The organism is Chryseobacterium sp. Leaf405, assembly GCF_001425355.1.
In the GTDB taxonomy this organism is placed as follows: Bacteria; Bacteroidota; Bacteroidia; order Flavobacteriales; family Weeksellaceae; genus Chryseobacterium.
On record NZ_LMQN01000017.1, the window covers coordinates 34,799 to 61,206 of the forward strand.

Sequence of the window (26,408 nt, forward strand, 5' to 3'; positions counted from 1 at the left end):
ATATACCCTATTGAAGATGAAAAAGCATTTATTAATCTTTGCAATTCTATTATTGACAATTCTCACAGGCTGTCAACAGAAGACCATTGAATTGGGGAAAAATTCTTTTACCATCGAAAAAAACATTTCTTACGGACAAGATCCGGAACAGAAAATTGATTTATATATTCCCGAAAACACATCTCATCAAAAAGATGTTTTCATCATTATTCATGGCGGCGGATGGCGTGGCGGTGAAAAATCTCAGTTAACGTCTTTCACTTATTCATTGATGAAAAAATTTCCACAGCATATTTTTGTTAATATGGATTATCGACTGGCAACTTCAAACCGTTTCGCACTTCCCAATCAGACAGATGACATTAAAAGTATGATGATTTATCTGGAGAAAATTTTAAAATACAAACCAAAATATATTCTTTTGGGAAACAGTGCTGGCGGACATTTATCGATGTTGTATGCTTATCAATTTAAGGATAATAAAAATATAAAAGCTGTTGTAAATATTGTTGGCCCAGCAGATTTGAATGATCCCGGGTTTAAAAATTATGACGATTATTATTTTGTTGAAAAAAATCTGATCGACCCGAAAATCATTAGAAATAATGAATCATTAATGGATTTTGGAAGCCCGACACATTGGATCAATAAGAACTCAACGCCTACTCTATCATTTTACGGAACTCATGATCAGGTTGTTCCTCTGTCACAAAAGAGAATTTTAGATTCAGCTCTACAGAAAAATAATGTTTATAATGAGTCTTATGAATTTAATGGAACTCATCTTTCCTAGGAAAATGAATTCAATTCAAAATTTCTAATTAATAAAATTGATCTGTTTATAAAAAATATCAACAAAAAATAAGCGCTCTGATTTCTCAAAGCGCTTATTTTATTATTTTAAATCTAATTAATATCCCAACGTTTTCTTAGCTTCAATCGCTGTAGAATTCAATGTTGCAATACATTTATTAAAATTGCTGCCTCTTAAATCCCAGAATGGCAACAATACGATTACAGAAACATCAGATGCAGGATCATAAGCTATTAATGATAAATATCCTTCCGTTGCACCGTTATGCCCGTAACCGATTCCTGGAAAATTCGAACAGCCCAAACCATACCCTGAAGTGGTGGCAGGACCTTTATTCGTTCTCATTAATTCTGCGCTTGAAGCGTACAATACGTTATCCCCTTTCATCAAACTTCTGATATAATCTGAAAGCATCGTCATTGTCCCAATGCCATTTCCTTCTCCAATATGTGCGCTTGCATTTTTCAGATCGGTAACCTCATCGTGAGTATCGTACTTAATAAAACCTTTTACATAAGGGGAAGGTAATTGTTTGTCAGATGCTAATTCAGGAAATTTAATTGCCAAAGGTCGCTTTGATCCCGGGCCGACAATTTTATCATACATAAAATTGCTGTATGTTTTAGCAGAACCCGCTTTTTCGGAGTATACCCTTGCAATTATTTCGCTTAAAATCGCATATCCGGTATTTGAATAATGATAAACCGTATTTGGCGGACCATACGTAAGGTTATGATCTTTAAGAACTTTTGCATAATCTGAGGCCGAAAACTGAAAATCAGGATTGGTTGTCAGTGTATGATCTGCATACGTTTCTCCACCGATATTGTATTGAGACGGATCATTTGTGAGATCATAAATCCCCGCATTATGCTGTAAAATTTGACGGATTGTAATGTCGTTTTTGTGAGGAAAATTCCAGTCTGCAACATTCGGTGTATAAGGAACTGTTGCCCCTGGAATATTTGCGGTGATTTTATCATCAAGATTGAGCCATCCGTCCTGCATCATTTTCAGAATTGCTGTGGAAGTAAAATTCTTTGTATTACTTGCAAAACGGAAATAGGTATTTGGAGTTACGGCAGTTCCGTTTGTTCCCTTCACCGTACTGAAATAAGTTCCTTTAGGAGAAACAACATATACGCTTAAAGAAGGAACATCCGTTCCAAGACTGGTCTGGAGATTGGCATGAACGTTTCTTACAACGGCATCCATTTCGACCTGATAATTTTTTTCATCCTCATCATCACTACAACCCGCAAAAATGAACGGCAGCAATAATGAAAGCGACAAAAGTTTGAGTTTTTTCATAGTTTGTTATTTTAATTTATTTTCTGATGCTAATTTCGTTAAATTTTAGAAATATTTCTATAGTTTAAAATAAAACCTCCCCAAAAGGAAGGTTTAAGTTATATTCAAATTATTCAGATTTAAAAACTTCCGTTCTTTCCGAAACTCCGTTTGCATTGAACGCTTCAATCTGGAAATAGTAAGCATCTGTTCTGTCGGCTCCGGTGAAGAAATATTCATTTTTACCGTACACCATAATGCTACCATATAATTTGTCATGAGATTTTCCCCAGTAAATTACATATCCGTCTGCGTCGGAATTTTGCTGCCATTTCATCCAGATGCTTCTTCTTTCACCATATTTTTTAGGATCGGCTCGCAACGGAACAAAATTCTGAACTTTTGGTGGAACAGCTCCCGCTCCTTTTCCGAAAACTCGGAAACCACTCAATGCAAATTTTCCCGTTGGCATTTTCAGATTTTCCATTTTCAGGAATCTTGCTTTTCCAGGCTTTTCCAGTTCAACATAATCATGAGGAACATCTTTTGTATTTTTACTTTTATCAACAATAACGCTCCATTTTTTACCGTCATTCGAACCGTATATTTTATACTGATGCATTTTGCCCAACGTCTTACCCATAAACTCAACATCCTGATCAGCATAATTAATTTGAATAGCATTAATCGTAGAAACCTCTCCTAAATCCGTCTCATACCATTCTCCTGAATTTCCTGTTTTTGCGCTCCAATACGTTTTAATATCCTCATCCACCGCATAATTCGATTGATAACCACCCAGTGTTGATGAAACCTGAACGGGTTTATTATAGTTCAATAACATCCAACCTGCAAAAAGTCCTTTAGAAAAATCTTTTCCCTGAGCATATTGTGGAAGATAGGTCGGATAATCTCCGTAAGCAGTGTTGCAATACATCACATCATCTTTATCAAATCCGGCAGGCCAGATCCCTAGCCTTCTTTCAAAATTATTTTTAGTGGAAATAAAAATCGTTGAAATATGCCACCAATTTTTGTAATTATCTTCGAAAGTTGCTCCATGTCCCGCTCCTCTTGCAAAACCTCCCGGTTTATAGGAAAACGGATTGTGCTGCTGATATTCAAAACCCTCTAAAGGCTTATCGCTCATATAAACCCCATCAGAATATCCACTGAATTCTGTTGCGGGGGCGCCATACTGCATATAATATTTTCCATTATGCTTCGTCATCCATGCTCCTTCTACGAAAGGTTGCAAGAAAACATTATCGTTGTATTCCCCGAATCTTTCCCAGCCATGATCTTCCGGTTTCAGTCTTAAAATAGGTTTTACAAAACCTTCCGACTGCAATGTTTTGGTTTTAATTTCAGTTCCCAATAACGGCCATTCGTTGCTTGAACCCCAATAAAGATAAAGCTTATTTTTATCTTCATCATAATGAAAAGCAGGATCCCAGGCTCCGACTTTTAATGTATCAACAGCAATTTTCCAATCATCTTTTGTAGGATTTGTACTTTTCCAGATCGGAAAATCCTGTTCCCAAGTCGATCCGAAGACATACAAAGTATCTTTCATTGCCCAAACTGCCGGAGCATTCAGATCGTGGATGTATTTATTGTCTTTGAGGAATTTTCTTTTCACAAATTTCCAATCGAGCATATCGTCGCTATACCAATATCCTTCCTGATTGGTGGAGAAAAGAAACAATTTGTTTTTAAAATTAACAATTACCGGATCGGCTGTAGCACGGTGTTTTCCCTGTTTTGAAAAAACTTCGAACGGCGTGTATCCGTAATCGATATTAATTGGATTACAAAATGTTTTCTGCTGGGCATTCAGATTAAAAAATCCCAACAAAATCATCAATGAAAAGAGGTACTTCTGCATTTTCAAGTTTTTTTATTGAGAACAAAATTAGTCATCTTTTTTGGGTTTCCTCCAAATGAACCCATCCAATAAATAATGCGTCAATTGAGGGACGACTAAAAGCGGAATTAAAAATTGAAACCAGTTTAATGAAATATTTAAATTCAATGAAAAATGCTCATTCCAAACCAATATTTCCCACAAAAATTCTTCAAAAAAAGCAAATACCAAAATAACGATGATAAACAAGAAAATTCCAAAAGTAGATTTGAATATAGAAAAACCATTCAATTTCTGAGGATCTTTTTGTCTAATTTCTCTGATATAAATTAAAGCGACGTACGGAATTCCATGAGAAATGACATTAAGGAAAGTAAAAACAAGATCATTATTAAAATAAACAATTCCGAAATACCACGAAAGATAAGTTCCTATTATTAAAGCTATTTTAGGAAAATTAAATTGTTGGGTCTTAAAGATTTCAAAAGCAGTTTTTATTAACCAAATAATTAAAATGACGAAATATAAAATTGTTATTGCATGAGTATAATCGGGTAGATTTTGAAGCCAGTTAAATTCATTTTCAATAAACCACGTGAAAGCTCTCGGAGTTTTAAACCAATATAGCATTGGGAAAATCGTAGCAGAATAAACTGCAATTGCATCGATTCTCTTTCTCCAATTATTAGGTTCGAACCTTGCATAAATTCTCATGAAACCATATTGCTGACGGATGAAATGAAAAACAGCGATCAAAGCCAAAACTGACCAGAAAGTTAGACTTCCAAATTGGTATAAAATTAATCCCAAAATCCAGCCCAATACAGGAATTCCGTAATATAAAAGTTTCCTTTTCCGGATTTCTTCTTTTACAAAATACGTTTTAAATAAAGTAGAATACAAATGCGCAACATCCACAAAAACAATGAGGAAAAGCCATGTGTAAAAGGAATAATGATTTTCCAAACCTTGAATTTGCTTCTGAAAAAGGAAAATAATCAATAAGATCAAAAAAGGCGGTGATAAAATAAACCAACCGTCAGTTTTTGCATTATGGATCCAAGGCCGCTTCATAACATATCTTTTGCCGTTCTTAAACCCTGATAAAAGGCTTCTTCAAAAATTGAAATTCCTGAAAGATCAGAATGAGCGAAGAAAATTTTTCCGTCAATAGGCTCTTTAGCTTTAAAATTTCCAAAAATCTGATTAGGAACAGGCGCAATCATGGCGTGACCAATCTTGTGAAACTGCATTTCAATAATAAAATCTTCGATCAGGGGATGTGCTTTTTTCAAATCTTCCAATACCAAATCTTTAAGCTGATATTCTTTTAGAGCGTATAATTTTTTTCTTGCTTTTTTGCAGTCGGCAGTTGAAAAACTTCTGTAATACGTAATGACTTTTTCACCCATAATTTGTTCGACATTCTGATGCTGATCGTAAATATACCCCAAACCATCCGAGCCGTAGATCACATTATCCCAAGCTAGCTCTTCGTCTCCGCCAAAATCATTTTGCAGTGTAATAGTCGCCAAGAGCCAAGGAACATAATTAAAATTTTTCGCTTTAGTGTTATTGAAAATTCTTTCGTTAACAAATTGTGGTGTCGAAAATAAAACTTTTTCGGCAATGATTTTTTTTGTCTTTTTCTTAATATTATCAAAGCTTAAAATCTCAACATTTTTATCACTGATTTTAACATCAAAAACTAAATTATTCGGCAAATATTTTCCTTCTGCATATTTTGAAAAATGCTTCGCCAATCTTGCATTTCCTTCCGGCCAGGTAAAAACCTGATCTTTATATTTTTTGCTCCAGTTGTTTTTTCTGCCGGCAAAATAGTGAATTCCCGCCCACGCTGAAACATAATCGATGCCTAAACCGTAATCGTCACGACAGGAATAATCCAACAGCCACAATAATTCTTCTGATGTAAAATTTTGTTGATTAAGCCAATATCTAAAAATAATTTTCTCCAATTGTAAAACCTCATCTTCTCGGCTTGAATCATGAACCGGGATGGCAAACCAATATTTTCCCAAAATATCTTTTTTATCCCGAAAACAATCCATCATTTTAAAAAAACGATCGAATTCTGTTTTTGTTTCTACAGAAACTCCGTTTTGTGGTACAATGTCATTTTGCCATGAATTTTTGAAAAATAATCTTTCCTGCTGCGGAAAAGTCATCTGATATTCATCTAAAATCGGGTCTCCATTTTCATCGTCACCTTGATAAATTCCGCATTCTTTTAGAAACTCAATAATTTCTTTATTTTCTTTATTAGGTAACGGTAAATAATGTGCTCCCAAAGGAAATTTTGAGAATTTATTTTGTCCGTTTGATGAATTTCCTCCTAGATGATTTTCCATTTCCAATAACAGATAATCGTTTTCGTTATTCTGACTGAAAAATCTACAGGCTGAAAGACCGGAAATCCCACCACCCACAATGAGATATTTTGTTTTTATTTCTTCTGAATATATTGGAAAATCTTTTGCCCAAAGTTGATGCCCCAAAATATGATTAGTTCCTGTGACCTTAAGTAATATCGATTTGCCTTTCTTACTGCAATACTGTAAAAAGGGTAATATCAGACTTCCTAAAAATATGGTTTTAAGAAAATCTTTGCGGGAAAATTGAGTTGTAGGGTTTGACAAGATTTAATTATTAATTTGAAATACTTTCGTAGTTGTAATAAGGATTCTTATTACTGTACTTTTCCCCATTCTTCATCAAAATAACGTACTAAAATTTGATTATCCAAACGATTCACTTCAATATCTTTCGTTTTCATGTCTTTAGTAAAATAAGAGAGTTGAGAGAAATTGTAATCGTAGAATTTTAAATTTGTAATTTTTCGGTAAATTTTATTATTGATCGGTTCAAAAGAAGCCATCGAAAATCCCCATTCCCCGAATGAAGGAACATAGGTATGATAGGCAGAAGTAAACGGAAAAATCTGATTGATCGTCTTTTCAATACACCAGAATGACTTTGGAGCAAAATACGGAGAAGTGGTCTGTACAACGATTTTTGTATCTAAAGTTGCAAGTCTTTCAAGCTCTTTATAAAACTGTAAAGAATATAATTTCCCTAAGCTGTAATTGGACGGATCCGGAAAATCGATGATAATAACGTCATATTTTTTTGTGTTTTCTTTTACCCAAATGTAAGCGTCTTTATTAATAACTTTTAATTTCGGATTGGATAATGAATTTTGGTTTAGCTGACGCATCGTTTCATTGGTTTTGAAGAAATTAGTCATTTCTCCATCCAAATCAACTAAAGTCATGTTTTTTACATCCTTATATTTTAAGACTTCACGAACTGCAAAGCCGTCACCTCCGCCGAGAATTAAAATATTGTCAATCTTTTTAGCCATTGACATTGCAGGATGAACCAATGCTTCATGATAACGATATTCGTCAGTTGAAGAAAACTGTAAGTTATTGTTTAAATATAATCTGAATTCACGGTTATTTCTGGTTAAAACAATTCTTTGATAAGGTGAACTTTTAGTATAAACAACATTTTCACCGTACAATTTTTCTTCAGAGAATGATAAAATTTTATCCGAAAAAATGAAAAGAACCAACAGAAAAACAAATGCTCCGATTGATTTGATTCTTAATGAAATCGGTTTTGAGAGTTCTTTTTTAAGATAAAAGCATAAAAATATAGCGATCGAAATATTAATCAATCCAAAAAACAAAGGTGTTTTTACAATTCCTAACTGCGGAATCAATACCAACGGAAATAAAATGGACGCCAACAAAGCCCCGATATAATCGAAGGCAAAAACATTTGAAACCAAATCTTTAAATTGAACTCTGTCTTTTAAAATATTCATTAACAACGGAATTTCTACTCCGACTAAACATCCCGTAAAAAAAACAAAAAGATAAAGAACGGCCTCAAAATGCGCCAACGTATTAAACAAAACAAATAAAACTACCGAGCTTATTCCGCCAATAATCCCAACCAGAATCTCAATTTCTATGAATTTATCAATTAAATTTCCTTTGATGAATTTTGCAAAATATGACCCAACTCCCATCGAAAAAAGGTAAACACCAATGATGAAGGAAAACTGTTTCACAGAATCTCCCAGAAGATAACTTGCCAAAGCTCCTGCTACCAATTCATAAATCAGTCCGCAAGTTGCTATGACAAATACCGAAAACATTAACAGTAATTCAAGAGGAATCCTCTTCTTATCCATGAATTGCTGCACTTATAATAATTGAAATTCCGATGATAAAAGCACCAAAAATAATTGCTAAAGCCGTGTTTTTATTTTGAGCGATCTCGTGCCATGTTTTTTCCGGGGTTAATTTCTCAATAACAACATAGCAAACCAATAAAATGGCAATTCCTAAGAAAGAATAAATGACCGAATTGATAATCGGTAAAAAGTTGATCTGATCCATAGTTTATATTTTTATTTGTGGTAGTATCTGTAGTAGCCTACTCCCGAAGAATGATGTCTTCTTGTAGTTCCATCACGATATTTTTCTGTTTTTTCGCAGTCGCAGAATTGGTTTCCGTTATAGGTGAGATAAGTGAACCATCCCAGAAAAAAAACTCCGATGACGCACAGCAGCCAGTGTTCTTTTATATAATTAATAACCTTCATTTTATGATTGTGGATAAGGTGAATTGGAACTGTTCATCCATTTACTCGATTCAAAAATTTTTCTTCCAAAATAACAGGCTCCGACGAAAATAATCAGTAAAACTAAAACAATCGCAAAATTCCAAAAGGAAACAGGAAGCCATTCGGCTTTTATTTTGACCGTAGGATTAGTATCCGAATTTACCACATAATTGTATTCCGTAGGAACTGCATAAAAAAGAATAGAATCTATTTTCTGAGTTTCTTCAGGTTCCTTTATCAGATTATTGAGTCGCATTAATTCATTCTTAAAAACCAATTTATCCGAATAAGTTGTAATTTGAGAAGTCTTATTATCCTTCATATAAAAATATCCTTTACCATCCTGAATAACAGAATAATTACCATTATCAAGCTGATATCCCGATTTAAATGGATCTGAAATACTACTTTCCTTATCTGCTGAGATCAGGAAATGATATTTTCCGGGAGCCACGCCACAGAAATTAAATTTTTCATTTTGGCTTCCTTCACTCCAGTTTTCCCCGCTTTCGTAGCCGTGATATTCTTCAATATCTTTTGAAGCGAAAGTAGTTTCGCTTGTATTTTCATTTACCAAACCTAACCCAACATTTGCACAGGAATTATCGACATTAGAAGACACTTCAACTTTTAAAGGTGCCGAACCGCCAAATAACTCAAAACTTTTGCTTACTAATTCTCTGTCTTTTACATCTGCAAAATTTACATCTTGCTCAAAAGCCAATTTATTTGTTCTGGTAGAAACAACGTATAGCTGAAGCAGGCAAATCATTAATGCCGTAACAGCCATAATATTTATAGTTTGTTTATAATCAACATAAAACGGCTGTACAATGCCTATCCCTGAATAATTGGGAAGATTTTTGATATTGAACGCTCTTTTAACTTTATACTTTGAAATATGTCTTCCGAAAAAAAATTCGTTTGATCCTTTAGATTGCTCATGAGAAATCATCTGAGTTGCATTGACATATTCTCTATATGTTGCTAATCCGAAATTTAATCTGTCTTCGAAAAAGCCTGCTGCAGCGTGAATGTTGCATTCTGTTGTTTCATACCAACGGTAATTTATTCCGTGTAATTCTACCGCTTTTCCGTTTAATTTTTTCTTTACATCCAAAGCATTAATTGAGTGCAGAAACACCCAGTGACCGTCACTTTCGCTCAGAAAAGCATTTTCTCCTTTTTTATCTTTTAAAAAATATTCTCTCCAAAAAACACTGTTACCATATCTTCTGACGACTATTCCTGTAACACTATATTCCGTATCATCAATAATTCCTTTTTGTCCGATTTCCAGCACAACATTTTCAATAGGCTTTTTAACTATTTTCTCAGAAATATTTTTATTGATATTGATAAGATTCGAGCAGGATTTACAAACATATTCCTGAACAGGAAATGTAATGTCATTTTTATTTTCAACTTTACAGACGGGGCAAACGTAATGCATTTTATCTATAAATTTTGTGTTTCTGAATGGTTTTAGCTTTAAAATATTCTATGACCTCATCAGCAATTTTTTCAACTTTTTCCGTATTGTCTTGTGTATAATTACAAAGAAAAACATCAAAAGTCAATTGCTTAAATTCTGGCCAGGTATGAATACAGAGATGAGATTCTTTAAGACAAACTGCCGAAGTAAAGCTTTGATTTTCAAAAATATGATTGGTAATTCCTACAATTTCAACCTCTTTTGTTTCTAAAATTTCATTCGTAAAACTTAAAAAACGTGCACTGTCTAATAACAAAGCTTCTGACTCCGTTTCCAAAGTCAGAAGAATATGTAAACCTTTATTTGATAATGGGTTCAATTAAATATTTTTCACAAATATATTATTTTTTCGGCAGAAAAACCTCCGCAAGCATACAACGTGCACTGCCTCCGCCATTTACTTCAATTGTATTTAAATCTGAGTAAATAATCTCACAGTATTTTTCAATCGCTGAAATTTGGTTTTCGCTTAAAGATTTATAAGCAGTTTCGCTCATTACTAAAAACTTTTCTCCGTCTTTATTCTGAACCTGAAGCATATTTCCTGCGAACTGCTGCATTTGTTCTTCAGAAATTTCGATGATTTCTTTCCCTGAATTTTTAATGGTTTCAACAACTTTGCTTCTTTCCAGTTCGTTATCGATACAGTCTAAACAGATTACAACGAATTTATCTGCCACACACATCATTACATTAGTGTGATAAATAGGAAGTCTCTCTTCTCCAACCGTCTGGAATGAATGAAAAACAACCGGCGTAAAGCCATATTTCTCACAAAACTTTCTGAATAAATTCTCATCCAGTCTTAAAGAAACCGAACCATAGGCAATTTTATTATCGTGATCGAAAATCATACTTCCCGTTCCTTCCAGAAAATGGCCCTGAATTTCCGGTAACGACCAATCGTCAATTTCAGCAACATCAAATCCCTGATTTTTGATTGTTTCAATAATATCGTCTCTTCTTTCCACTCTTCTGTTTGAAGCAAACATTGGATATAACACCACTTTTCCATCATTATGGAAACTCACCCAGTTATTCGGAAAAATAGAATCTGGAGTGTGAGGATCCAAAGTATCTTTAATGGTAATAATATTGATTCCTTTACTTCTTAATTTCTCAGCAAAAATTTTAAATTCAGACAAAGCTTTAGACTGAATATCAAGACCTTTCTGCTCAATCTGAAAGTAATTGTTTTTTGCCGTTTCTTCGTTGAAGCCAAATGCAATTGGCTCTATCATTAATACTGTATCTGTTGTCTGCATAATTTAAATTTAAAAAATAATATTAAATCCTGAATAAAAATCTGTTAAGCCATAATAACTTAACGTAAGAAAAACTGTATCAATTAAGCCATGAACAATAATATTGATCCAGATATTTTGGAATTTTAAATAAATGAAACCAAAAGCCAATCCGAATAAAAATGTCATGATTAAACCTGAAATCCCCTGATATAAATGCGGTAATGAGAACATAATTGCACTTAGAAGAACTATTAAGATTTTCTTTTCTCCCAACAATTTCTTAAGCTGTGAAAAAGCAAAGCCTCGGAACAGAAGTTCCTCTCCGATTGCAGCACTTATCCACATATTGAAAAGCCATTTGAAATACATTTTAGGATTTCCTTCAATGATTTTAAATGAAGAATAATCTGCCGGTTCGTTACATATTTTACTGACCAAAGGCTGAAAAATAAAATCCATAGAAAGTTCCAAGACAAGATAACAAATTATTATAATTTTGATTTCTGATACTCCTATTTTCTTACAATTAAGGTTTTTGAAACTTCTGTCCTGTAAATAAGTGAACAAAAAAATTACCGCAATAATCACACAAAATGTATATGGAAATTTTGTGAATGGATTATAAATCAAAGAAAACGTTATAACCAAAAGTAACAACGCTATCCATTTATTATTGAGTATAACTTTTAAATTCATTATTATTTTTCATTACTCTCTTATTAAAGGCATTGTTGAGCAACGCAACAAACCTCCCATTTTAGAAATTTCACGGTACGGAATTTCTTCCACGGTCATTCCCCATTCGTTTCTAAGGTGATCGTTCATTCTTGTGAATGCTTTGTCGGAAACTACAATTTCAGGAGAAATAGAGAAAATATTTGGATACATTTCAAACATCTCTTCGGCTGTCACATGGAAACAATTCTCTTCTCCGAAAATATCGATGATTAAGTTATAATCACTTTCATCAACAAATCCTTCTTTATAAATGATGCACTTGTCTTTTCCAATCGGGTTGAAAGTACAGTCTAAATGCAAAATTCCTTCGTACGGAATTCTGTCATTTTTCTTTAATTCTAAATCAATAATTCTCTTTTTCGGAAAATATTCTTTGAGAATTTCTATGGCGTATTCGTTGGTTCTTGCTGTTTTATAATTTCTGTAATCTTCACTGAAACACGTTCCGATAAAAATAAAATCATTCCAAACAATAACGTCGCCACCTTCAATATGAGCTGTCTCCGGAAGGTTGATAATTGTTCTCCAAGCGACCTTTTCGAAAACACTTTTGTAAGCTTCCTGCTCATCGGCTCTGTCGGCAATCACATTAGAAATGATCATTTTATCATCGATAACGAAAGCGACATCCCTTGCAAAAACCTGATTATAATCCTGGATAATATCAGGGCGAAGAACTTCTACATCGTATTTTTTTAAAACTGCTTCAAAAGCATTCATTTCATTAATAATATCTTCTTCTTTCGGATAGATATTATTTTCTATTGAATGATAAGATTTTGCGTCGTAGCTTTCCTCAAGTGTTGGAATTCCTCCCATTGAATTGGGCTGACCTAAAACCACTGATCTCAGCCTGCCCGTTTCGTTTTTTATATTTAGTTTCATAAAGATTTATGCAATATTACAAATATAAGTAAAGGGCTGAATTTAGGAAACTTTTGTAGGATTTTTAGGCATTGATATAATATTAATCTATAAAACTAATGTATAGCAGTTTTTTAATCGAGTTAATGAGCAGACTAAAACATTTATTTGTAGAATTAATAATATTCTGCAGATAATTTTAATTAAAACATATTCTTTATGAATTATTTATAATTAAACTCACTTAATCTTACGGTTTACTTAAAATTAAAGATAAAATCATTCAAATACAATCATTAATTACACTAAAAACAGATATAAAATCTTTTTGTTAATGTAAAAACTCTGGTTTTATCATTCAATATTTGATTGATTGTTCAGTTTTTGATTACTTTTTAATGCTTTAATACCGTACCAAATTGCAATTACACTTACAATTAACTGTGCAGGAACAAATGTCCCCCGGAATAAAGCACTGAAAGAGTTTGCTTTTTTGTAGATAAACGGAACCCATCTTTCCTCAGTTTCATAAAAATAAAGATAATAGACAGTGCTCGCCCTGAAAATCAGCAGGAAAATATTTACTAAAAATATTGTTTTAACGGTTTGCTTGGTCGAAACTAAAATAATTAAACTAAATCCGCATAAGAAACAAATAATCATTTCCATTTGGTAGTAGACAACATTTACCAAACTATAAGTCGCATGATAATCTTTTGGTTTTGTATGAAGCATTTCAAGAAAATCGAACGTTTCAATTAGAAATAAAAGTCCGTAGATCAGGTACAAAAAAATATTAATACGCATTGTATTTTTCACTGAACTTAATGTATCATTTTCCATGCTTTAATATAAAAATTTTCCGTTACATAAAAAAATCCTTTTGTAGCTCCATAGGATTTATATATTAAATATTTCTTCTCCCTTTCTTACTGTCATCTGACCGTTTCGATAGCTTCATTATTTACAAATAAGAAGCACATAAGAAATCAAAAGTTTTCCGTAAAAATATAGGAAAATGGCTATCTTGAAGAAGTTTTGAACAATAATGATCTTACAAAACAAAAACTTTCGATTTTCTCAAAAGTTTTTTCCTATTTAAAATAAAGTTCTTTAAAATATTGCGTCCTCCAAAAAGGAATAAAGATTTTCCAAAATTCTTTTTTTGATATAATACCTTTTTGGTATAATCTGTAAAAATCTGTAATTCCTCGATAAACAAAGTACAGCAATATCATTAAAGCAAAAATATTATAATGCCTTTGTTTAGCGACTAAAAACATTATAACCAACGGAAATAATATACATAGATAATAAACTATTATATTCTTCATAAATTCTATTTTTATTAATGATGACAAGAAGGTAAACAACCTCCTGCTTATTGTTAATTATTAAAAATTAAACACATCATAACATACTATTCTTTGAAAGTTTCTAGAATAAAAAATCCTAAAGTAAGCTTTAGGATTTTTATTTATAAATAAGATACTTGATTATCTGTTTACCAGATCAATATAGTCTCTTTTTTTAGCACCTTGGTAAACCTGTCTTGGTCTTCCGATTGGGTCTCCTTTCAATCTCATTTCTTTCCATTGAGCAATCCATCCCGGAAGTCTTCCCAATGCAAACATTACGGTAAACATTTCTGTAGGAATTCCTAACGCTCTGTAGATAATTCCTGAATAGAAGTCTACGTTTGGATATAGTTTTCTTTCGATGAAGTACTCATCTTCAAGAGCTACTTTTTCTAATTGCATAGCAATATCAAGCGCTTTGTCTTCAATTCCTAGAGCAGCCAATAAATCGTCAGCAGCTTTCTTGATGATTTTCGCTCTTGGATCGAAGTTTTTGTACACTCTGTGTCCAAAGCCCATCAAACGGAAGCTATCATTTTTATCTTTGGCTTTTGCTACCCATTTGTTAACGTCTCCACCATCTTTTTCGATTAATTCAAGCATTTCGATTACTGCCTGGTTTGCACCACCGTGAAGTGGCCCCCAAAGTGCAGAAATACCTGCAGAAACAGATGCAAAAAGACCTGTGTGAGCAGAGCCTACCATTCTTACAGTAGATGTAGAACAGTTTTGCTCGTGGTCTGCATGAAGAATTAATAATTTATCTAAAGCTTCAGTTATCACCGGATTGATTGCAAAATCTTCGTTTGGTAATCTGAAAGCCATTTTGTAGAAATTTTCTACATAGCTTAAATTATTATCTCCGTGATTTAATGGAAGACCTTGTGTTTTTCTATAGGTCCAAGCACAAAGGTGAGAGAATTTAGCAATCAGTAATTCTGCTGCAAGATCCATCTCTTCTTTAGAATTTACATTAACAGCTTTCGGATTAAAAGCCGTTAAAGCAGAAGTTAAAGTAGATAAAACTCCCATTGGGTGAGCAGAACGAGGGAAAGCATCGACGATTTTTTTCATCTCCTCTGCTACGAAATTATATTTTTTGATATTACCGTTGAAGGTATTGAATTGATCTGAAGTCGGTAATTCACCGTGTAATAAAAGGTACATTACCTCTGTGAAGTTAGACTTTTCAGCAATCTGCTCGATAGGATAACCTCTGTAGAATAATTCTCCTTTATCTCCGTCTAAGTAAGTGATGTCACTAAGTGTAGCTCCGGTGTTTTTGTAACCTAAATCTAAAGTGATAAGACCGGTTTGGTCTCTTAATTTTGAAATATCGATTCCTCTGTCTCCGATAGTACTATCCACGATTGGATATTCATACGAATTACCTGCGTAATTCAATATTACTTTGTTGTCTGACATTATTTATTTATTTTGTTTCTAAATATACTACTAATTACAAAATACGGCAAACTAAAATTATCGCTTGCCGTTATTTATAAATTCGATGAATTATCTTTTGATTTTAAAAGCATCCAATCCCGGGAAATAAGCTGTATCACCTAAAGCTTCTTCAATTCTCAACAATTGGTTGTACTTCGCCATTCTATCTGATCTTGAAGCAGAACCTGTTTTAATTTGACCACAGTTCATTGCTACTGCTAAATCAGCGATTGTACTATCTTCAGTTTCACCTGATCTGTGAGACATTACTGAAGTAAATTTATTATGCTGAGCCATTTGTACTGCTGCCATTGTTTCAGAAAGAGAACCAATTTGGTTTACTTTAACCAAGATTGAATTTGCAATTCCTTCATTAACTCCTCTTGCTAATCTTTCAACATTCGTTACAAATAAATCATCACCAACCAATTGTACTCTGTCACCGATTTTATCAGTTAACATTTTCCAACCTTCCCAGTCGTTTTCCTGCATACCGTCTTCGATAGAGATAATTGGGTATTTGTTTGCCAATTCAGCCAAATAAGAAACCTGCTCGCTGCTTGTAAACTGAGCCGCATCCGGAGTCTGGAATTTTCTATAATCGTATACTCCGTCTTTATAAAATTCTGAAGCCGCACAGTCTAATGCGATCATTACATCATCACCAGGCTTATAACCTGCTTTTTCAATCGCCTGAAGCAAAGTGTCCAAAGCATCTTCTGTTCCCTTGAAAGTCGGTGCAAAACCACCTTCGTCGCCTACCGCCGTAGACAAACCTCTTGAATGAAGAATCGCTTTCAGATTATGGAAAATCTCAGTTCCTTTTCTCAATGCGTGAGAGAAAGAATCTGCTTTTACAGGCATTACCATAAATTCCTGGAAAGCAATCGGCGCATCTGAGTGAGAACCTCCATTGATTACGTTCATCATCGGAACCGGAAGTGTATTAGCATTCACACCACCAACATATTTGTATAAAGGCATTTTCAATTCATTTGCAGCAGCTTTCGCAGCAGCTAATGAAACACCAAGAATTGCATTCGCTCCTAGACTTCCTTTGTTGCTTGTTCCATCCAATTCAATCATAATCTGATCGATTAAATTCTGATCAAAAACCGGAAGACCCACCAATTCTGGTGAAATTACTTCTCTTACATTTTCTACAGCTTTAGAAACTCCTTTCCCCATCCATTCTGAACCACCATCACGCAATTCAACTGCTTCATGTTCACCCGTAGACGCTCCGGAAGGAACTGCAGCACGTCCCATCGCACCACTTTCCGTGAATACATCTACTTCAACTGTAGGATTTCCTCTTGAATCCAAAATTTGTCTCGCTTCTATGTAAGAAATGTAACTCATTGTTCTTTTTTTATAGTTTAGACAAATTTAATGAATTTTTGAGTTTTGAGTGTGGTTAAGTGCTAATTTATACGTTTATTCTGAGTTAAATTTTAGTTAATATTGGGATTGTGGTAATTTATTTACTCGTTAGTGTCTTTACAGTTAATTGAATTTAAATTCTATACATTTTATAGTATAATTTGTTTTGATAGAAACACATATTAGTTACAAAAAAGTTTCTTTTGTAAACCGTATTAAAACGATGATGTAATATTTAATTAATAACCAATTATAAATCTATCCCAAAAAATAAATGAGTTCCGTTTTCCGTAGTCACTTCACAACGTCCGTTTTGTTCTTGCATTCTTCGTTTCATGTTTCGTAATCCGTTTCCTTCAGTCTTTTCATCATTGATACCTATTCCGTTGTCGGAAATTTTCATCATGAAGTGTTTATCTTTCTGGATAAACGAAATTTTTAGTTGATCGGATTTGCTGTGTTTGTAAGCATTATTCAAAGCTTCTTTTAAACATAAAAATAAATTTCGCCTTTGTTCCGTAGTGATTATTGTTTCAAAGTTTATATTTTCATCTTCTATATTCAATTGAATTTTCGTCTTCTTAAGAAAGTTATAAGCATACATTTTTGAATAGTCTATAAAACTTCCTAATGTATCATTACCGGAGTTTAGACTCCAAAGCATTTCTCTCATGGACAAATTCATTTCTTCGGAAGTTTTCAAAAGTTCATCAATGTCACTTTTTAAATCTTCATCTTCCGCCCGTTGTTTTAAAAATTCAGCCTGAAGTTTTAATGCCGAAATTCCTGCTCCGAGATCATCATGCATATCATGGGAAATTCTTTCACGTTCTGCTTCTATGGATTTTTGTTTTTCAAGTTCTTTTTGGAGGAGCTGGTTTTGGTGTTCGGATTCTTTGAGTTGTTTTTCTCTTAGATGTAATAATTGCCTTTTATTGTACATCAAAACTACAAAAATGATAAAGCAAACGAATACCATCATTATTGAAATTGTAATAATGTAAGCCAACTTTATATCATCTTGAATATGAGTCATCGATGTAATTTTCTTTCATATTTTATCAAGGCTAAATAAAACATACTATACATACATATATTAATTATATTCTGCCCCAAATGTAAAAATTCGAGAAATTCATTGTCAACTTTCGCGAAATAAAACATAGGTATGACCCTAAAAAGGAAAAAACAACTCCACATTAATAACCCTGTTGAAATCCAAAAATAGGGATCGCTTGTAATTTCATATTCGTCAAAACTATTTATTTTATAGTAAAACCAAAGCAGCGAAACACCAATATAATATAGTGAAATCAATATGCCTATAGAAACATCAAAATCCGATTTATAAAAATTTGTACAGCACAAATAAAAAAATAGTACACTAAAAAATATTAAATTAAACAATTTCAAATAAATTCTCTTAAAATAGATTCTGTAAAAAAAATAAAATAATAAAATACTTAATAGACAATAAAAATTATACAAAATTCCTTTTGGACTTTGTTTACTGATTAGCAAAACATAAGAATATAGTTCTAATCCCGCTGTAATAATTATATAGACATTTAAAAAGTTCTTGGCTATAAAACCATTATATCTAATTGAAATAATAGATCTTATAGCCAAAAACAATAAGAGTAAATAGTATATAACTTCGATTATTTTAGATAATATCATGGTCTAAGTCCTCCCATATCGTAATATCTATCTTCCGAGTTGAACACCAAAGTCATCTGTCTCTCTCTAAATTGAAAATGCTCACGGTAAACCTCAGGCCTAATCGTTAATGACGAATCATATTCTGAAATAACTTTTTCTACATCACTTATTTCACATAAGTATACTTTAAATGTATCACATCTTCCATTTTCATCTACCAATGTTTTTTTAATATCATCAATATGATAATAAATGAACTGAGTATTCTTTCCATTAATCGAAAAGTAGTCTTTCAAAATTTTATGACTATATTTTATATAAGAATCACGCAACTTTTTTTTATCAGCATATGTTATATTTAAGTTATCTAATGTCAATCCTTTTTTTACATTAATGACCAAATAATTATATTCATTTTCTACTATTTTATTCCCTTTAACAAGTGACGCAACTGCATATAGAATATTTCCATTACCAACAGTATTCATTTCCAAGAATTCGTTATCTTGATCTACTTCAACAAAAGTGAATACTAAGTTATCTGCACCAATCTCATCCATTTTTGTACAAATATCTTGCAATAATGAGTATTCCATTTCATAAATTCCATCTACATTAAAATTGACATTATTTTTCAACAGTATAGGAAACATTCCATCCTTAGCATGTTTTATAAAGCTTTTCGCCATAAGTTCATCAATAAATTTTGTCAGCGGATGTTCTTCTATAATTTCTACAAGTTTGTTCCCTATAGGACCGCTTAGATAGTTTTCAGAAAGTTTTGGTACAATTTCTTTCGGTTCATTTAAATTGTTCATGATTTCTTAGTTTTTAAAATGGTTAAATTTATTAATAGCCTCCACTTTGTTGTTAACGTGGAGTTTTCTGTAAATGTTTCCAACGTGTTTTTTTACGGTATCAATGGCTATGAATTTCTTATCGGCTATCTCCTTATACAATAAACCCTGAGACAAAAGTTCCAACACTTCTTTTTCCCTTTCTGTCAATTCATCAAAACCTTTTATTTCCAGTAATTTTCTTTCAAAATGGCTTAAAACTTTTCGGGCGATGGAAAAACTCATGGGTGCGCCACCGTTGTAGACATCACGAATAGAGGAAAGAATTTTATCCATACTTTCTCCTTTCACAAGATATCCCATCGCTCCGGCTTTTAAAGAATTGAAGACTTTTTCATCATCTTCAAAACTTGTACACATAATGAATTGGGTTTGTGACATTTCTTTTTTAAGCTTTTTGATAATGTCAATTCCGAGCATATCCTGTAATTGAATATCCATCATCACTACATCCGGAGAAATATCTGAGAGATCCTTTAGTGCTTGCTTTCCGTCGAAAAGCTGGGCAACAACTTTCATGTCATCCTGATAATTGATGACTTTCTTCAACGCGTTGTTGTAGTTTTTTTCGTCTTCTACTATGGCTACGGAAATGCTCATGTTATGTAATTTTGTTTAAGACAAATATCACGAGAAAACAAAGCAGAAACAATTACACATTCGGGTAATCTTAAAGTTTTGAGTTCACGGTTGTTGGTTTAGTTTTGTTTTTATTAAATTTAATGAAAAATATTTTATTACAGAAAAATAATTAATTATCAATACATTAAAAATAAGTACTATGAAAAAAGGACTCATCATAGCAGTTTCAACAGTGGCATTGTCGGTGATAAGCTGTAAAAAGAGCGAAAGTGGAAATAAAAGTGTTATAAAAGCAGAAGATTCAACCATTATTCTGGCTGATAACGGTAAAATAGATTCAACGATAGGATACGATGTGGATGTAAATGGAAAGAAGTCACTAAAAACAGATTACGTTTATAAAGCGACTGATGGTACTTTAGTAAAAGTTGTTTACAATTACAAGGAAAATACGATGAGTATTAGAAATAACAACAAAACTTTTATTCTGAACAAACTAAAATCTACCGGAAACGAAACTGTTTATGAAAAACAAGATATGAAAGCGAAGGTAAAAAAGGACAGTTTAATTTTAAATCAAGGAACTAATATTATAGAATTAGTGAAAACAAAAATTTAAGACATAAAAAAACCGTTCAGAATCTGAACGGTTTTTCTTTTATATCTGAATGAATATTATTCACCAGCTTTTTCTTCAGTAGAATCTGTTGCTTCTGCCTTAGGCTCTTCAACTTTTTCTTCTGCTACAGGAGCTTCAGCAACTACAGCTTCTTTTTTAGCCGTTGTAGTTCTTCTGCTTCTTCTTGTAGTCTTTTTCTCTTCAGCATTAGGATTGTAAAGTTCGTTGAAATCAACTAGCTCGATAAGAGCCATGTCAGCAGCATCACCTTGTCTGAAACCAGTCTTGATGATTCTTGTATAACCGCCGTTTCTTTCTGCGATTTTAGGAGCTACTGATCTGAAAAGTTCAGTAACAGCCTCTTTACTTTGAAGATATGAAAAAACAATTCTTCTATTGTGTGTAGTATCTTCTTTTGCCTTTGTTAATAGAGGTTCAACATATACTCTTAAAGCTTTTGCTTTAGCTACAGTAGTGTTGATTCTCTTATGCTCAATTAGAGAACAAGCCATATTAGAAAGTAAAGCACTTCTATGAGAAGCTGTTCTTCCTAAGTGATTGAATTTTTTACCGTGTCTCATTATTAATTATTTATCAGCGTCTAACTTATATTTTGCAACGTCGAAACCGAAGTTAAGACCTTTTGAATGCACTAATTCTTCTAGTTCTGTCAAAGATTTTTTACCAAAATTTCTGAATTTCATCAAATCAGACTTACTGTAAGAAACCAATTCTCCAAGAGTTTCTACTTCAGCTGCTTTCAGACAGTTTAGGGCTCTTACAGAAAGATCCATATCTGCTAATTTAGACTTAAGTAGTTGTCTTGTATGAAGAGTTTCCTCGTCATATTGGATAGATGCTTTTACAGCTTCAGTTTCAAGTGTGATTCTCTCATCAGAGAACAACATGAAGTGATAAATTAATATCTTAGAAGCTTCTGTTAAAGCATTTTGAGGGCTGATAGATCCATCAGTCTCTATATCTAATATAAGTTTTTCGTAGTCTGTCTTTTGCTCTACACGATAATTTTCAATGCTATACTGTACTTTCTTGATTGGCGTAAAAATAGAGTCAATCGCAATAGTACCTACAGGTGCATTGTTTGACTTATTTTGTTCTGAAGGCACATACCCTCTACCTTTTTCTACGTTGAAAGTAATTTCGAAAGTTACATCACTGTTTAGGTTACAAATCATTAAATCTGGGTTTAACACCTCAAATCCAGTCATTGATTTTCCTAAATCACCAGCAGTAATAACCGTCTGACCCGAAACTTTAGCAACAACCTGCTCAGTAGCCTGGTTTTCTGCCGTAGCTTTTAATCTCACCTGCTTAAGGTTAAGAATAATTTCGGTAACATCTTCGATTACTCCTGGAATAGTTGAAAATTCGTGCTCTACACCTTCTATTTTGATAGATGAAATAGCGTATCCTTCCAGAGAAGAAAGCAATACTCTTCTCAAAGCATTACCGATAGTAAGCCCGAAACCTGGTTCTAGCGGTCTGAATTCGAACTGACCTCTAAAATCATCAGAGTTAAGTAGGATTACTTTATCGGGTTTTATGAATTGTAAAATTGCCATATTATTGGGTTGAGCAAAAATTTGATTAAAAAATTATTTAGAGTAAAGTTCCACGATAAGATTCTCCTTGATGTCTTCCGGAATTTGGATTCTTTCAGGAGCAGAAATGAAGGTACCTTCTTTCTTCTCATCGTTGAATTGTAACCACTCATAATTTGCTTTAGAAGCTAATGCATCAGTAACAACTTCAAGAGACTTAGACTTTTCTCTTACAGCGATTACATCACCAGCTTTTACCAAATATGAAGGGATGTTTAGAATTTCTCCGTTCACAGTAATGTGTCTGTGAGAAGTTAACTGTCTAGCAGCAGATCTGGTTTTAGCAAAACCTAATCTGTATACTACGTTATCCAATCTAGATTCGCAAAGTTGTAATAGAACTTCACCAGTTACACCTTTACTTCTGTGTGCTTTATCAAATAGGTTAGCAAACTGTCTCTCTAAAATACCGTAAGTATATTTAGCTTTTTGCTTCTCCATTAACTGAACAGCATATTCAGATTTCTTTGCTCCTCTTCTTTTGTTAACGCCATGTTGTCCTGGCGGTTGGTTCTTTCTTTTTTCGAAGTTTTTATCATCTCCGTAGATTGCAGCACCAAACTTTCTAGCAATCTTAGTTTTAGGTCCAATATATCTTGCCATAATGGGTAAATTCTAAAAATTAAACTCTTCTTCTTTTTGGTGGTCTACATCCGTTGTGTGGCATAGGAGTCACATCAACGATTTCACTTACTTCAATTCCAGAATTGTGAATAGATCTGATAGCAGATTCTCTACCTGCACCTGGACCTTTTACGAACACCTTTACTCTTCTTAAACCAGCTTCGTGAGCTACAGCAGAGCAATTTTCAGCTGCCATCTGAGCAGCAAATGGAGTATTCTTTTTAGAACCTCTGAAACCCATTTTACCGGCAGAAGCCCAAGAGATAACCTCTCCGTTTTTATTTGTTAAAGAAATGATGATGTTATTGAAAGAAGCCTGAATATGAGCTTCACCAATAGCCTCAACTTTTACTTTTCTTTTCTTAACTACTTTAGTTTGTTTTGCCATAATTCCTAACGATTATTTACTAGCTTTTTTCTTGTTAGCAACAGTTTTTCTCTTTCCTTTTCGGGTTCTAGAGTTGTTTTTCGTTCTCTGGCCTCTTAAAGGTAATCCAAGTCTGTGACGTATTCCTCGTTGGCATCCTATGTCCATCAATCTCTTGATGTTCAATTGCACTTCAGATCTAAGCTCTCCTTCCACTTTTACGTTTTCTGAGATATAAGTTCTGATTGCAGCCAATTCATCGTCATTCCATTCGTTGACTTTCTTGTCTTCGCTGATACCGGCAGCTTTAAGGATTTCAGAAGAAGTACTTCTTCCTACTCCGTAGATGTAAGTTAAACCGATAACGCCTCTTTTGTTTTTTGGTAAATCAATACCTGAAATTCTCGCCATAATTTAATGTTAACCTTGTCTTTGTTTAAATTTTGGGTTTTTCTTGTTGATTACGAATAGTACACCTTTTCTGCGTACGATTTTGCAATCAGCACTTCTTTTTTTAATTGATGCTCTAACTTTCATTTGAAAATATTTATTTTTTACTTAGTCGAATAAAACCTTACGACATTATTCGGATAGTATTTATTTTTTAACAATAGCCAAATGGAGATCAGACGATTCCATTTGGCGGTTGTTTAATATCTAAATGTAATTCTCCCTTTTGATAAATCATAAGGAGACATTTCTAATTTTACCTTATCACCAGGTAAAAGTTTAATATAATGCATTCTCATTTTACCAGAAATATGAGCGATAAGGATATGCCCATTTTCTAGTTCTACACGGAACTGAGCGTTCGAAAGTGCTTCCGTTATAACGCCGTCTTGTTCAATATGTTTTTGTTTTGCCATAAATTAATATCCAGTCGTTCTTGATAATTTAGACTGCATTAAGCCATCATAATGATGGTTCAGCAGATATGTATTAATCTGTTGAACAGTATCTAAAATTACTCCCACCATAATCAATAATGATGTTCCCCCGAAAAATAGAGCGAACGAATCTGTCTGAACAAAGCTTCCATGCACTATTGCCGGAAGGACTGCAAAGATAGATAAAAATATTGCACCTGGCAAGGTAATTTTTGATAAAATATCATCTAAATAATCAGCTGTCTCTTTACCGGGTCTTACTTTCGGTACTAAACCTCCATTTCTCTTCAAATCATCAGCCATTTGGTTTACCGGAATCGTAATTGCAGTATAGAAAAACGAGAAGATAATAATTAATAGCGCAAACAATACATTGTATTGCCAGCTAAAAACATTCTTGAAACCTGCAAGAAAAGTATTAGACTCATCTACTTTTGTTAATAAACCGGGAACGAACATCAATGCCTGAGCAAAGATAATTGGCATTACACCGGCAGCATTAACTTTCAATGGAATCCACTGTCTTGCTCCTTGCATAAGATTTCTGTTTACACCTCCTCTTGCCTGAGCTCTGCTTACATACTGAATAGGGATTTTTCTGACAGCAACGGATAATACCACCGCCAAAAGAACAACCAACATCCAGAAAATTACTTCAATAAGGATCATGATAGACCCCATTCCTCCTTTTCCGTTCTGCACTGCCATCTCCTGAACGAATGCTTCCGGTAATCTTGAAAGGATTCCCACCATAATAAGGATAGAAATACCGTTCCCGATACCTTTGTCGGTGATTTTTTCACCCAACCACATTGCGAATACCGAACCACCTACCAAGATTACAATACTTGGTAACCAGAACATGATAGAATTTGGCTCTACATAATATGCAGAAGAGAACTGAGCATATGGTAAAAATAATTGAGTAATAGAAGTTAAATAAGAAGGTGCCTGTACAAGACAAACTCCGATAGTTAACCATCTGGTAATTTGATTCAATGTATTTCTACCTGACTCTCCATCTTTCTGAAGCTTCTGAAGATAAGGAATAGCCATTCCCATCAACTGAACAATAATAGAAGCAGAAATATAAGGCATGATACCCAACGCCATTACGGAAGCATGACTGAAAGCTCCTCCCGTAAACGACGAAAGCAAGCCAAGGAGACCTGCTCCTTGCTTGTTACCGCCTTGATTTTTATAATGCTCTAAGAGATCTCCTACTTCTGCAAGGTTAATCGCAGGAAGAGAGATATAAGATGCGAATCTATACACTAGGATAATACCTAAAGTGAAGAGAATTTTATCTCTTAGTTCTTTAAGACTCCAAATATTTTTAAGTGTTTGTATAAATTCTTTCATTAGTAATTATTATAAGGTAATTGCTTTTCCACCTGCTTTAGCAATAAGCTCTTCAGCAGATTTAGTGAACTTGTCAGCAGAGATTGAAACCGCAGATTTCAATTCTCCTCTACCCATAATTTTCACTAATTCGTTTTTAGTAATTATACCGTTCTCAATTAAAACTTCTCTTGTAATATCTCCAGTGATAGATTTATTTTCAATTAAAATTTGAATTGTATCAAGGTTAACTCCTCTAAACTCTTTTCTGTTTACGTTTTTGAATCCGAATTTCGGTAATCTTCTTTGTAAAGGCATCTGACCTCCTTCAAAACCGATCTTCTGAGAATAACCAGCTCTTGCTTTCTGTCCTTTGTGACCTTTCGTAGAAGTACCTCCTTTTCCAGTACCCTGACCTCTACCAATTCTTTTTGAATTGAAAGTAGATCCTGCAGCTGGTTTTATGTTGTTTAAATTCATTTTAAAATTATTTTAAAAATTATTTTTGAACTTCAAGTAAATGACTAACTGCAGCTATCATTCCTAAGATAGAAGGAGTAGCTTCGTGTTCTACAACTTGGTGAAGTTTCTTTAATCCTAATGCTTCAAGCGTTCTCTTTTGGGTTTTTGTTCTTCCAATAGCGCTTCTTACTTGCTTTACTTTGATTGTTGCCATTGTTTTATT

General features: G+C 33.4%; 30 protein-coding genes. 2 read left to right on the forward strand and 28 right to left on the reverse strand.

Features of this window, described 5'->3' with window-relative positions; genetic code table 11:
• The first annotated feature begins 16 nt into the window (after positions 1 to 16).
• Positions 17 to 793 carry an alpha/beta hydrolase gene (locus ASG22_RS17350; RefSeq protein WP_238586941.1) on the forward strand — a complete coding sequence of 259 codons (777 nt, stop codon included), beginning with the start codon at positions 17 to 19 and terminating at the stop codon, positions 791 to 793.
• Between the two features lie 117 nt (positions 794 to 910).
• Here ASG22_RS17350 and ASG22_RS17355 read toward each other — a convergent pair whose 3' ends face one another.
• The 18 genes from ASG22_RS17355 to ASG22_RS17445 all read right to left on the reverse strand — a co-directional run bounded on the left by ASG22_RS17355 (position 911) and on the right by ASG22_RS17445 (position 20,281).
• The gene (locus ASG22_RS17355) at positions 911 to 2,125 is read right to left on the reverse strand and encodes a serine hydrolase domain-containing protein (protein WP_055987440.1); all 1,215 of its coding nucleotides are present in this window, start codon (positions 2,123 to 2,125) and stop codon (positions 911 to 913) included.
• A gap of 109 nt (positions 2,126 to 2,234) precedes the next feature.
• Positions 2,235 to 3,992 carry a discoidin domain-containing protein gene (locus ASG22_RS17360; protein WP_055987442.1) on the reverse strand — a complete coding sequence of 586 codons (1,758 nt, stop codon included), beginning with the start codon at positions 3,990 to 3,992 and terminating at the stop codon, positions 2,235 to 2,237.
• 27 nt (positions 3,993 to 4,019) lie between these two features.
• On the reverse strand, positions 4,020 to 5,045 hold the full coding sequence (locus tag ASG22_RS17365) for a hypothetical protein (RefSeq protein ID WP_055987444.1): 1,026 nt from the start codon (positions 5,043 to 5,045) through the stop codon (positions 4,020 to 4,022).
• Positions 5,042 to 6,631, reverse strand: a complete 1,590-nt coding sequence (locus ASG22_RS17370; protein WP_238586942.1) for an NAD(P)/FAD-dependent oxidoreductase — start codon at positions 6,629 to 6,631, stop codon at positions 5,042 to 5,044. Before ASG22_RS17370 ends, ASG22_RS17365 begins: the two co-directional genes overlap by 4 nt.
• A gap of 50 nt (positions 6,632 to 6,681) precedes the next feature.
• A complete protein-coding gene (locus ASG22_RS17375) occupies positions 6,682 to 8,196 on the reverse strand; it encodes a polyamine aminopropyltransferase (RefSeq protein ID WP_055987446.1) in 1,515 nt (504 codons plus the stop codon).
• Positions 8,189 to 8,404, reverse strand: coding sequence for a DUF350 domain-containing protein (locus tag ASG22_RS17380; protein ID WP_055987448.1), 216 nt, complete (start codon positions 8,402 to 8,404; stop codon positions 8,189 to 8,191). The genes ASG22_RS17375 and ASG22_RS17380 overlap by 8 nt, the downstream gene beginning before the upstream one ends.
• Before the next feature lie 11 nt (positions 8,405 to 8,415).
• Positions 8,416 to 8,610, reverse strand: a complete 195-nt coding sequence (locus ASG22_RS17385) for a hypothetical protein (RefSeq protein WP_055987451.1) — start codon at positions 8,608 to 8,610, stop codon at positions 8,416 to 8,418.
• A gap of 1 nt (position 8,611) precedes the next feature.
• A complete protein-coding gene (locus tag ASG22_RS17390; protein ID WP_055987453.1) occupies positions 8,612 to 10,084 on the reverse strand; it encodes a DUF4178 domain-containing protein in 1,473 nt (490 codons plus the stop codon).
• Position 10,085: 1 nt separating this feature from the next.
• The gene (locus ASG22_RS17395; RefSeq protein WP_055987454.1) at positions 10,086 to 10,445 is read right to left on the reverse strand and encodes an S-adenosylmethionine decarboxylase family protein; all 360 of its coding nucleotides are present in this window, start codon (positions 10,443 to 10,445) and stop codon (positions 10,086 to 10,088) included.
• 22 nt (positions 10,446 to 10,467) lie between these two features.
• The gene (ctlX, locus tag ASG22_RS17400) at positions 10,468 to 11,391 is read right to left on the reverse strand and encodes a citrulline utilization hydrolase CtlX (protein WP_055987456.1); all 924 of its coding nucleotides are present in this window, start codon (positions 11,389 to 11,391) and stop codon (positions 10,468 to 10,470) included.
• A gap of 9 nt (positions 11,392 to 11,400) precedes the next feature.
• Positions 11,401 to 11,832, reverse strand: a complete 432-nt coding sequence (locus ASG22_RS21030) for a CPBP family intramembrane glutamic endopeptidase (RefSeq protein WP_157844727.1) — start codon at positions 11,830 to 11,832, stop codon at positions 11,401 to 11,403.
• 249 nt (positions 11,833 to 12,081) lie between these two features.
• Positions 12,082 to 12,996, reverse strand: coding sequence for a dimethylarginine dimethylaminohydrolase family protein (locus tag ASG22_RS17410; protein WP_055987460.1), 915 nt, complete (start codon positions 12,994 to 12,996; stop codon positions 12,082 to 12,084).
• Between the two features lie 333 nt (positions 12,997 to 13,329).
• Positions 13,330 to 13,818, reverse strand: a complete 489-nt coding sequence (locus ASG22_RS17415; RefSeq protein WP_055987462.1) for a hypothetical protein — start codon at positions 13,816 to 13,818, stop codon at positions 13,330 to 13,332.
• A 653-nt stretch (positions 13,819 to 14,471) separates the two neighbouring features.
• The gene (locus ASG22_RS17420) at positions 14,472 to 15,758 is read right to left on the reverse strand and encodes a citrate synthase (protein ID WP_055987464.1); all 1,287 of its coding nucleotides are present in this window, start codon (positions 15,756 to 15,758) and stop codon (positions 14,472 to 14,474) included.
• A gap of 90 nt (positions 15,759 to 15,848) precedes the next feature.
• Positions 15,849 to 17,141, reverse strand: coding sequence for a phosphopyruvate hydratase (gene eno, locus ASG22_RS17425; RefSeq protein WP_055987466.1), 1,293 nt, complete (start codon positions 17,139 to 17,141; stop codon positions 15,849 to 15,851).
• A gap of 271 nt (positions 17,142 to 17,412) precedes the next feature.
• On the reverse strand, positions 17,413 to 18,198 hold the full coding sequence (locus ASG22_RS17430; protein ID WP_055987468.1) for a sensor histidine kinase: 786 nt from the start codon (positions 18,196 to 18,198) through the stop codon (positions 17,413 to 17,415).
• Positions 18,199 to 18,838: 640 nt separating this feature from the next.
• Positions 18,839 to 19,642 carry a hypothetical protein gene (locus ASG22_RS17440; protein WP_055987471.1) on the reverse strand — a complete coding sequence of 268 codons (804 nt, stop codon included), beginning with the start codon at positions 19,640 to 19,642 and terminating at the stop codon, positions 18,839 to 18,841.
• Between the two features lie 6 nt (positions 19,643 to 19,648).
• Positions 19,649 to 20,281 (reverse strand): response regulator, encoded by a 633-nt coding sequence (locus ASG22_RS17445; protein ID WP_055987473.1) that lies wholly within the window; start codon positions 20,279 to 20,281, stop codon positions 19,649 to 19,651.
• 181 nt (positions 20,282 to 20,462) lie between these two features.
• On the opposite strand from ASG22_RS17445, the gene ASG22_RS17450 reads away from it, so the two are divergent.
• Positions 20,463 to 20,882, forward strand: coding sequence for a hypothetical protein (locus ASG22_RS17450; RefSeq protein WP_055987475.1), 420 nt, complete (start codon positions 20,463 to 20,465; stop codon positions 20,880 to 20,882).
• Positions 20,883 to 20,938: 56 nt separating this feature from the next.
• Here the strand turns inward: ASG22_RS17450 and rplQ are convergent, their stop codons facing one another.
• From rplQ to rpmD, 10 genes are all read right to left on the reverse strand, one after another.
• A complete protein-coding gene (rplQ, locus tag ASG22_RS17455) occupies positions 20,939 to 21,463 on the reverse strand; it encodes a 50S ribosomal protein L17 (protein ID WP_055987477.1) in 525 nt (174 codons plus the stop codon).
• 6 nt (positions 21,464 to 21,469) lie between these two features.
• Positions 21,470 to 22,465: a DNA-directed RNA polymerase subunit alpha gene (locus ASG22_RS17460; RefSeq protein WP_055987479.1), complete on the reverse strand. Its 996-nt coding sequence runs from the start codon at positions 22,463 to 22,465 to the stop codon at positions 21,470 to 21,472.
• A gap of 33 nt (positions 22,466 to 22,498) precedes the next feature.
• Complete coding sequence (gene rpsD / locus ASG22_RS17465) at positions 22,499 to 23,107, reverse strand: 30S ribosomal protein S4 (protein ID WP_055987481.1); 609 nt, start codon at positions 23,105 to 23,107, stop codon at positions 22,499 to 22,501.
• Positions 23,108 to 23,126: 19 nt separating this feature from the next.
• Positions 23,127 to 23,516 (reverse strand): 30S ribosomal protein S11, encoded by a 390-nt coding sequence (gene rpsK, locus ASG22_RS17470; RefSeq protein WP_034694697.1) that lies wholly within the window; start codon positions 23,514 to 23,516, stop codon positions 23,127 to 23,129.
• A gap of 12 nt (positions 23,517 to 23,528) precedes the next feature.
• A complete protein-coding gene (gene rpsM, locus ASG22_RS17475) occupies positions 23,529 to 23,906 on the reverse strand; it encodes a 30S ribosomal protein S13 (RefSeq protein ID WP_007839478.1) in 378 nt (125 codons plus the stop codon).
• A 9-nt stretch (positions 23,907 to 23,915) separates the two neighbouring features.
• On the reverse strand, positions 23,916 to 24,032 hold the full coding sequence (rpmJ, locus tag ASG22_RS17480) for a 50S ribosomal protein L36 (RefSeq protein ID WP_007839480.1): 117 nt from the start codon (positions 24,030 to 24,032) through the stop codon (positions 23,916 to 23,918).
• A gap of 113 nt (positions 24,033 to 24,145) precedes the next feature.
• On the reverse strand, positions 24,146 to 24,361 hold the full coding sequence (infA, locus tag ASG22_RS17485; protein WP_027381317.1) for a translation initiation factor IF-1: 216 nt from the start codon (positions 24,359 to 24,361) through the stop codon (positions 24,146 to 24,148).
• A 3-nt stretch (positions 24,362 to 24,364) separates the two neighbouring features.
• Positions 24,365 to 25,744, reverse strand: a complete 1,380-nt coding sequence (gene secY / locus ASG22_RS17490) for a preprotein translocase subunit SecY (protein ID WP_055987483.1) — start codon at positions 25,742 to 25,744, stop codon at positions 24,365 to 24,367.
• A 9-nt stretch (positions 25,745 to 25,753) separates the two neighbouring features.
• Positions 25,754 to 26,203, reverse strand: a complete 450-nt coding sequence (gene rplO, locus ASG22_RS17495; RefSeq protein WP_055987485.1) for a 50S ribosomal protein L15 — start codon at positions 26,201 to 26,203, stop codon at positions 25,754 to 25,756.
• Between the two features lie 19 nt (positions 26,204 to 26,222).
• On the reverse strand, positions 26,223 to 26,399 hold the full coding sequence (gene rpmD / locus ASG22_RS17500) for a 50S ribosomal protein L30 (RefSeq protein WP_029297759.1): 177 nt from the start codon (positions 26,397 to 26,399) through the stop codon (positions 26,223 to 26,225).
• Between the last annotated feature and the right edge of the window lie 9 nt (positions 26,400 to 26,408).

Excerpts from the sequence above, each read along its gene's own strand:
- rpsD (WP_055987481.1), bottom strand. The coding sequence starts at position 23,107 with ATGGCAAGATATATTGGACCTAAAACTAAGATTGCTAGAAAGTTTGGT.
- rpsM (WP_007839478.1), bottom strand. The coding sequence starts at position 23,906 with ATGGCGAGAATTTCAGGTATTGATTTACCAAAAAACAAAAGAGGCGTT.
- rpsK (WP_034694697.1), bottom strand. The coding sequence starts at position 23,516 with ATGGCAAAACAAACTAAAGTAGTTAAGAAAAGAAAAGTAAAAGTTGAG.
- ASG22_RS17360 (WP_055987442.1), bottom strand. The coding sequence starts at position 3,992 with ATGCAGAAGTACCTCTTTTCATTGATGATTTTGTTGGGATTTTTTAAT.
- ASG22_RS17380 (WP_055987448.1), bottom strand. The coding sequence starts at position 8,404 with ATGGATCAGATCAACTTTTTACCGATTATCAATTCGGTCATTTATTCT.
- rplO (WP_055987485.1), bottom strand. The coding sequence starts at position 26,203 with ATGAATTTAAACAACATAAAACCAGCTGCAGGATCTACTTTCAATTCA.
- ASG22_RS17415 (WP_055987462.1), bottom strand. The coding sequence starts at position 13,818 with ATGGAAAATGATACATTAAGTTCAGTGAAAAATACAATGCGTATTAAT.
- secY (WP_055987483.1), bottom strand. The coding sequence starts at position 25,744 with ATGAAAGAATTTATACAAACACTTAAAAATATTTGGAGTCTTAAAGAA.
- ASG22_RS17420 (WP_055987464.1), bottom strand. The coding sequence starts at position 15,758 with ATGTCAGACAACAAAGTAATATTGAATTACGCAGGTAATTCGTATGAA.
- ASG22_RS17440 (WP_055987471.1), bottom strand. The coding sequence starts at position 19,642 with ATGAACAATTTAAATGAACCGAAAGAAATTGTACCAAAACTTTCTGAA.
- eno (WP_055987466.1), bottom strand. The coding sequence starts at position 17,141 with ATGAGTTACATTTCTTACATAGAAGCGAGACAAATTTTGGATTCAAGA.
- ASG22_RS17350 (WP_238586941.1), top strand. The coding sequence starts at position 17 with ATGAAAAAGCATTTATTAATCTTTGCAATTCTATTATTGACAATTCTC.
- ASG22_RS17365 (WP_055987444.1), bottom strand. The coding sequence starts at position 5,045 with ATGAAGCGGCCTTGGATCCATAATGCAAAAACTGACGGTTGGTTTATT.
- ASG22_RS17430 (WP_055987468.1), bottom strand. The coding sequence starts at position 18,198 with ATGACTCATATTCAAGATGATATAAAGTTGGCTTACATTATTACAATT.
- ASG22_RS17390 (WP_055987453.1), bottom strand. The coding sequence starts at position 10,084 with ATGCATTACGTTTGCCCCGTCTGTAAAGTTGAAAATAAAAATGACATT.
- ASG22_RS17450 (WP_055987475.1), top strand. The coding sequence starts at position 20,463 with ATGAAAAAAGGACTCATCATAGCAGTTTCAACAGTGGCATTGTCGGTG.
- rplQ (WP_055987477.1), bottom strand. The coding sequence starts at position 21,463 with ATGAGACACGGTAAAAAATTCAATCACTTAGGAAGAACAGCTTCTCAT.
- ASG22_RS17355 (WP_055987440.1), bottom strand. The coding sequence starts at position 2,125 with ATGAAAAAACTCAAACTTTTGTCGCTTTCATTATTGCTGCCGTTCATT.
- rpmD (WP_029297759.1), bottom strand. The coding sequence starts at position 26,399 with ATGGCAACAATCAAAGTAAAGCAAGTAAGAAGCGCTATTGGAAGAACA.
- ASG22_RS17460 (WP_055987479.1), bottom strand. The coding sequence starts at position 22,465 with ATGGCAATTTTACAATTCATAAAACCCGATAAAGTAATCCTACTTAAC.
- ctlX (WP_055987456.1), bottom strand. The coding sequence starts at position 11,391 with ATGCAGACAACAGATACAGTATTAATGATAGAGCCAATTGCATTTGGC.
- ASG22_RS21030 (WP_157844727.1), bottom strand. The coding sequence starts at position 11,832 with ATGGATTTTATTTTTCAGCCTTTGGTCAGTAAAATATGTAACGAACCG.
- ASG22_RS17375 (WP_055987446.1), bottom strand. The coding sequence starts at position 8,196 with ATGGATAAGAAGAGGATTCCTCTTGAATTACTGTTAATGTTTTCGGTA.
- ASG22_RS17385 (WP_055987451.1), bottom strand. The coding sequence starts at position 8,610 with ATGAAGGTTATTAATTATATAAAAGAACACTGGCTGCTGTGCGTCATC.
- infA (WP_027381317.1), bottom strand. The coding sequence starts at position 24,361 with ATGGCAAAACAAAAACATATTGAACAAGACGGCGTTATAACGGAAGCA.
- rpmJ (WP_007839480.1), bottom strand. The coding sequence starts at position 24,032 with ATGAAAGTTAGAGCATCAATTAAAAAAAGAAGTGCTGATTGCAAAATC.
- ASG22_RS17410 (WP_055987460.1), bottom strand. The coding sequence starts at position 12,996 with ATGAAACTAAATATAAAAAACGAAACGGGCAGGCTGAGATCAGTGGTT.
- ASG22_RS17445 (WP_055987473.1), bottom strand. The coding sequence starts at position 20,281 with ATGAGCATTTCCGTAGCCATAGTAGAAGACGAAAAAAACTACAACAAC.